6 protein-coding genes are annotated in these 6461 nt (G+C 59.6%); 4 read left to right on the top strand and 2 right to left on the bottom strand.

Annotated features, from left to right (window positions below):
- Positions 1–70 precede the first annotated feature (70 nt).
- The 4 genes from ABF757_RS11990 (at position 71) to ABF757_RS11975 (ending at position 5045) form a co-directional block, all read left to right on the top strand.
- Positions 71–859, top strand: coding sequence for an ABC transporter permease (locus ABF757_RS11990; protein ID WP_415482563.1), 789 nt, complete (start codon positions 71–73; stop codon positions 857–859).
- A complete protein-coding gene (locus tag ABF757_RS11985; RefSeq protein WP_415482562.1) occupies positions 852–1592 on the top strand; it encodes an ABC transporter ATP-binding protein in 741 nt (246 codons plus the stop codon). The genes ABF757_RS11990 and ABF757_RS11985 overlap by 8 nt, the downstream gene beginning before the upstream one ends.
- A gap of 124 nt (positions 1593–1716) precedes the next feature.
- The gene (locus ABF757_RS11980) at positions 1717–2853 is read left to right on the top strand and encodes an LLM class flavin-dependent oxidoreductase (RefSeq protein ID WP_415482560.1); all 1137 of its coding nucleotides are present in this window, start codon (positions 1717–1719) and stop codon (positions 2851–2853) included.
- 41 nt (positions 2854–2894) lie between these two features.
- On the top strand, positions 2895–5045 hold the full coding sequence (locus ABF757_RS11975; RefSeq protein ID WP_415482559.1) for a TonB-dependent siderophore receptor: 2151 nt from the start codon (positions 2895–2897) through the stop codon (positions 5043–5045).
- A 112-nt stretch (positions 5046–5157) separates the two neighbouring features.
- On the opposite strand, the gene ABF757_RS11970 is transcribed toward ABF757_RS11975, so the two are convergent.
- The gene (locus ABF757_RS11970) at positions 5158–5757 is read right to left on the bottom strand and encodes a nitroreductase family protein (RefSeq protein WP_415482558.1); all 600 of its coding nucleotides are present in this window, start codon (positions 5755–5757) and stop codon (positions 5158–5160) included.
- Positions 5758–5839: 82 nt separating this feature from the next.
- Positions 5840–6382 (bottom strand): flavin reductase family protein, encoded by a 543-nt coding sequence (locus ABF757_RS11965; protein ID WP_415482556.1) that lies wholly within the window; start codon positions 6380–6382, stop codon positions 5840–5842.
- Between the last annotated feature and the right edge of the window lie 79 nt (positions 6383–6461).

Genomic DNA, 6461 nt, shown 5'->3' with positions numbered 1-6461 from the left:
CACGACAACCCACGCCCCCCCGGCCCGCTCCCCCCGCAAGCTGGCCAGAACGCGCGGTCAGGCACGCCGTATCCGCTGGAGCCCGCTCCGCACGCTGGGGCGCTACCTCTCGCCACTGGTGCTTGTGCTGCTCTGGCAGGCTGCCTGCTCCACCGGGCTGATTTCAACCCGGTTATTCGCCTCGCCATTGCAGATTCTCGCCACGGGGTGGGGGCTGGCGCAGGAGGGCTCGCTTCAGGCCAATCTGGGGGTTTCGCTGCTCCGGGCTGTTGCAGGGCTGGCGCTGGCGCTGGTTACGGGCGTTGTTCTCGCACTACTCGCCGCATTATCACGCATTGGCGAAAACATTATTGATGCCCCGATCCAGATTCTGCGCACGCTGCCGGTTCTGGCACTAGCACCACTGTTTATTCTCTGGTTCGGCATTGGCGAAACGCCCAAGGTTCTGCTTGTGGCTCTGGGGGCGACATTTCCGGTTTATCTCAACCTGCATAAAGGTATTCGCGCGATAGACCCCAAACTGCTGGAAATGGCGCGCACCATCGGCCTGTCACGCTGGAAGACCATCCGCAACGTGATCGTGCCCGGTGCTTTGCCCGACCTGCTGGTGGGTATCCGGCTGGCGGTAAGCATTTCATGGCTGATGCTGGTTGTGGCCGAGCAGATCAACGCCAATAGCGGAATCGGACATATGATGATGGATGCACAGGATTTCCTGCGCACTGATATCATTTTCGTTGGCCTTGCGGTTTACGGCCTGCTGGGTCTCATTTCGGATCAGGGGGTGCGTATGGTCGAACGCCGTGCGCTGGCATGGCGCCTGCCCCCAGACAACGGAGGCGCACAGCACCATGACTGAAACCCTGTTGCAGCAGCACGCTCCTTATACACAGCCCCACCAGCCCGCCGTGCGTGTGCGGGGCCTTAGCCGCCGCTTTGGTGGTGGCCCGCCCGTGCTGCACGGGCTTGACCTTGATATCGCCCCCGGTGAGTTCGTGGCCCTGCTGGGCCATAGCGGTTCGGGAAAATCCACATTACTGCGCACACTGGCGCGGCTTGATCCGGTAACGGAAGGCAGCGTGTCCACCCCCAAGGAAATATCCGTTGTTTTTCAGGAAAGCCGCCTGCTGCCTTGGAAAAAAGTGTGGGAAAACGTGGCCCTTGCCCATAGCGATGCCACCCGCGAACAGGCCACCCGCCTGCTTGATGAGGTAGGCCTTGCGCACCGGCAGGATGCCTGGCCGCTTACCCTTTCCGGCGGCGAGGCACAGCGTGCAGCCCTTGCGCGCGCGCTCATCCGCGAGCCGGATTTTCTAATGCTGGATGAACCTTTTGCCGCACTCGACGCCCTAACGCGCCTGCGCATGCAGGCCCTTGTGGCCACACTCTGGCAACGCCACCACAGTGCCGTGCTGCTTGTCACCCACGATGTGGATGAAGCACTCACTCTGGCTGATCGCGCCATTGTTCTGGACAAGGGGCGTATCAGACTGGACCTGCCCATTCCCCTTGCGCGCCCCCGCCACCATGCCGATCCGCTTTTTGAACGCCTGCGCACCCGACTACTGGAAGAACTGGGCGTGCATGCCTGAAAAAACCCCAGAACACGGAGACAGGTATCGATAATTTACAAAGTCAGTCTTTGCCATTCCTTATATGATTTTCACATAAAAATACCGCATTATCACGTCATGAACGCTATGGGATTTACGTGAAATGTCAGTAGAATTTATCGGTTACGTCAGTGCCCGAGAACAGACCGAAATCGTCGGCCCTCATGGCCCTGAGGTAGACCCCGCCTACATCAAAAATGCCGCTCTTTTACATGAGCGCGGTGGTTTTGACCGCGTGCTGGTGGCTTTTCATTCCCACTCGCCTGACAGCCTGCTTGTGGCCCAGCATGCAGCGCTGGCCACCAGCAGGCTGGGCGTACTGGTAGCCCACCGCCCCGGTTTTGCTGCCCCCACGCTTGCAGCCCGACAGTTTGCAACCCTTGACGCCCTGACAGGTGGCCGCGTGGCCATGCATGTCATTACCGGTGGTAATGATGTTGAACTTCAGGCCGATGGCGACCACCTGACCAAAGCCGAACGCTATGCGCGCGCGGCAGACTATATCCGCATTGTCCGGCGGGAATGGCAGGGCGGCCCTGCTTTTGATCATGACGGGGCCTTTTACCGTATTCGCGGTGCGCAGGCGGCCATTCTGCCCCGGCATGAAGGCAGCGTGCCGGTTTATTTCGGCGGCGCGTCGGATGAGGCCATTGCCGTTACGGCAGAACTGGCGGATGGCTACGCCTTGTGGGGGGAACCGCTGGATCAGGCGGCGGAACTGGTCAACCGCGTCCGCAACGCGGCCAGCCGCCATGGCCGCACGCTGCGTTTTTCCATTTCCTTCCGCCCTATTATTGCACAAACGGAAGAAGAGGCATGGGAACGCGCCGCCGCCATAGAGGCAACTCTGATTGCCCGCCAGCAGCGCGAGCAGCAGTCCCAGCAATCGGGCAACATAGCGCTCGACAGCGCGGGCGCACGCCCCACGGCCTCGACCCTGCCCACCAATGAAGGTTCACGCAGGCTGCAAGCCATTGCCGCGCGCGGCGCACGGCATGATGAGCGGCTATGGACCGGCGTTGCTCAGGCCACGGGCGGACGCTGGAACTCGACCTCGCTAGTCGGCACACCCGAACAGGTCGCGCAAAGCCTTTTGCAGTACTACCGTCTTGGTATTCATACTTTCCTTATCAGGGGTTTTGATCCCGTGCCGGACACCGTGCTGTTCGGCCGTGAACTGATCCCCCGCGTGCGTGAACTGATCGCACGGGAAAACGCCACGGCGCATCACGCCGCATAACCCTTCAACATTCGTTATTTTTGCACGGAGATTGCATCGCCATGGTCCGCACAGGGTTTCGCGCCCTTCTGCTTGCATCGCTGCCCGGTCTCGCCACCGCGCAGACCACCGCCGCCGCCGCAACGCATAAGAACACTTCACCCATTATTGCCAAAACGCCCAAAAAGGCACCCGTACCCCTGATAGGGGCGGCAGAGGCCATAACGGTTCATACCAACCGCAATACGCCGCATCTTGCCCGCAAGGTGCCGCTAGGTGCGCTTGGCGACAAATCAGAATTTGAAACACCTTTTTCCGTCAGTTCCATTTCCGCGGCCCGTATGGAAGCCCTACAGGCCAATGATATCAACGATGTCATGCGGTACGAACCGGGCGTGCAGGCCACCTCCAACGGCGGTGCCACGGCATCGGGCTCCAGTGTGCGTGTGCGCGGCCTGAATCTGGACTGGACCAACGGCTATAAAATAGACGGTATGGCCATCCCTTTCTGGTATATCGACCTGCCCGTGGCCAATTTCGATACCATACAGGTTTATAAGGGGGCATCGGCCTTCATGTATGGCTTTGGCTCGCCGGGCGGTGTGCTGGATTACCGGCTGAAAGCCCCGGTGGAAAACCGCAAGCTGACACTTGAAGCGGGCTATCGTTCCGATGCCGTTTTCCGCCAGATGCTCGATGTCGGCGGTTCGCTCGATTCCGCGCACCGGATCCAGACCCGGCTTTCCTTCGGCAGCGAAGAGGGCGAGCAATATAACTCGAGCTTTGTCCGCAATTTTTCCATGTCCTTTACGACAAATGTGCGCATTACTGATAAACTGCACTGGCGTTTCAACAGTTTTTACATGAATACGCTGCAAAAAGGCATGGTCAACACCGTTCTGACCACACCGGGGCTGGCGGTCACGCCTATCAGCGGGCGAACACCGCTCGGGGCTCCCAACTCACGGAAAACCAACGACCTCAAACGCTTCAGCACCGGTCTGGACTGGGACTTTGCCCGTAACTGGACCGCAAGCCTTACCTATGCCTACACCCATCTGGACGAGCAGTTTCCCGCAAGCCAGCTTTACTTCACCAGTGCCGGAGGCGATTACAAAAGTCAGGCTTATGAGCAGTTGCGGATTCTGACTTACCATCAGGTCGATTTTACCACACAGGGGCATTTCGATACCGGAATCCTGCATCATGATGTCATGGTGGGTCTGACATGGCTGCAACAGAATTTTGACTGGGATGCCAATGTCGGTGCCAAGCTTCCTTTTGAATACGGCAATATTTATACCGATCGCCCAAGCCTGACCAGCGCCACGGATTTTCACCCGCGCATGTACCGCTATATCAACTACCAGCAGCTTGCCCCTTTCTGGAGCGACACCATCAGTCTGGGCAAATGGTCGCTCATGGCCGGGGCGCGCTACACCGCCTACAGAGAAGATGATTATTCAAAAACTGGCAGCACAACAGGCTCACATCGCAACAACCCGGTAACGCCCGTGGTCTCGCTCAGCTACAGGGCCACGCCATGGCTCAATGCGTATTTCAGTTGGGTGCAGGCCGTCCAGGCTGGTGGGCAGGCCCCACAGGGCACCAACAATTACGGCGAGGTCTTCAGCCCGATCCGCAGCGACCAGTATGAACTGGGTGTCAAAGTCCAGCGCCGGACTTTCAGCGGTACACTGGCCGTATTCCGTATGGATACCGGAGCCGCCTACACAAACATCCAGAACGATTACGTGCAGGATGGCGTTTCGCGCTATCAGGGGGTTGAAGCCTCAGCCTCATGGCTGGTCACGAAAGACCTGAACCTGAATGGTAGTCTTGCTTATCTGGATGCGCGCTACGTCAAGGCCGCAGCCGGTTATGCCGGACACCAGCTTGAAGCTGTCGCACCTTTTCAGGCTGCTTTCAATGCTGATTATCGCGTGCCGCTCGTTAAGGGCTTGAGCGTGAATGCAGGGTTCAACTATGTTTCACGGAGCTGGCTGGATGCCGCCAATACTGTGCGCATGCCCTCCTATATCGTAGGCGAAATCGGCGCTGCCTACACCACACGGGTCGACTCCCATACACTGACTTTCCGCGCCAATGTCGAAAATGTCGGCGGGGTCCGGTACTGGATGAGCCGTGGCAGCTACAACATTTTCCCCGGTGCCCCCCGCACCATAACCCTGAGTGCCCGTCTGGACCTGTAATCCGGCCATGCCCATGCCGCCCTCCACAGGGCGGCATAAAGCCTCAGCACCATAAAAAAGGCCCGGCATTGAACTGCCGGGCCTTTTTCCTGTCAGGGCTGCTTAGCGCCCCTTACCCAACGGGAAAACGCCCGGCAAACACGACATCGGCCAGCGGTAGGCGGTCAGACGGCTGCTCACGCTCGGCCAGCCCTTCCGGCAGGGTATCCGCCGGGGCCTGACGCCCGATAACAATAGCCGCATGCAGGTCATGATCTTCCGGCAGGCCCAGCCCTTCATGCGCCAGCGCATGATCAAAACCGCTGACGGGATGGGTAGCCCAGCCACTCTGCCATGCCTGCAACTGCACCAGCACGCTGGCCGCGCCGGTATCGAAAGCATGGGTGGGGTTGGCGCGCACGCCACCATTTTTTGTATCGTCCGTCACCCGGCGTGACGCCACATACACGATAGCCGAGGCCTGCTCCGCCCATGACCGGTTGAACGGGATAAGCCAGCTTAGAAAGCGCTCCCAATCCGGGGTATCGCGCCGGGCATGAATAAACCGCCAGGGCTGGTGGTTATAGGCCGACGGAGCCCAGCGCCCTGCTTCAAGCAGGGCGAGCAAATCCGCATCACTTATCCCGACAGGTGTAAACGCGCGGGGCGACCAGCGCTGGAGAATGAAGGGCGCTGCATGCGAGCCCCCTCTAGGAGAGACAGGAGCAGTCATGACATACCACCATGCGTGAGTTTCATACGATAAACGCTAGTGCACATACTGGAAAAAAACCAGTGGACTTCTTGCGGGCCACTCAGGCCGGAACAGGGGCAGGCTGCACGGACAGGGCATGAAAATCACGCCCGAACCACGCCAGCCCCGTCACATCCTGCGCGGGAGCCCCGATCTCCTCAACATGACAGAGCAGGATGTCATGCGTGCCAGCCGAATAGAAAGCCGCCACACGGCCTGTCAGCCATACGGCGGCACTGGCCAGAACGGGCGGCCTACCTTCGGGTTCCTGCCAGTCGTGAGAAGAGAATTTTTCATCCTGCGTTACCCGGCTGGAGGCAAAGCGCATGGCCAGCGCCTCATCCCCCGGCGCCAGAAGACTGATGCCCACAACGCCATTCTCAACAAAAGCAGCATGAGAGCGGCTGTCGCGGTTCAGGCAGAGCAGCACGGAAGGCGGCTCCGCGCTGGCCGAACAGAGCGCAGAAACAGTCAGACCGTGCCGCCCGGCGGGGCCGCTAGTCGTGACCAGCGCCACCGGTGCCACCAGACGGCTCATGGCATCGCGGAAAGCCTGAGCGGACGGCACAGCTCCCTCCACACGGAACTCTGTTGTCTTGACCATGATGTTTCCTTAGCCGGGTTGCAAAAACTGTTCGTGTCCGAGGATAGCCATTTTGGAGACACCGAGGCGCTGTGCGTCT

Source organism: Acetobacter papayae, assembly GCF_047721125.1.
Taxonomy (GTDB): domain Bacteria; phylum Pseudomonadota; class Alphaproteobacteria; order Acetobacterales; family Acetobacteraceae; genus Acetobacter; species Acetobacter papayae.
The sequence above is the reverse complement of the archived record's forward strand: the minus strand, read 5'-3'. Positions and strand labels throughout refer to the sequence as shown.

Coding starts and splice junctions, on each gene's coding strand:
- ABF757_RS11985 (WP_415482562.1), top strand. CDS start 852: ATGACTGAAACCCTGTTGCAGCAGCACGCTCCTTATACACAGCCCCAC.
- ABF757_RS11980 (WP_415482560.1), top strand. CDS start 1,717: ATGTCAGTAGAATTTATCGGTTACGTCAGTGCCCGAGAACAGACCGAA.
- ABF757_RS11975 (WP_415482559.1), top strand. CDS start 2,895: ATGGTCCGCACAGGGTTTCGCGCCCTTCTGCTTGCATCGCTGCCCGGT.
- ABF757_RS11970 (WP_415482558.1), bottom strand. CDS start 5,757: ATGACTGCTCCTGTCTCTCCTAGAGGGGGCTCGCATGCAGCGCCCTTC.
- ABF757_RS11965 (WP_415482556.1), bottom strand. CDS start 6,382: ATGGTCAAGACAACAGAGTTCCGTGTGGAGGGAGCTGTGCCGTCCGCT.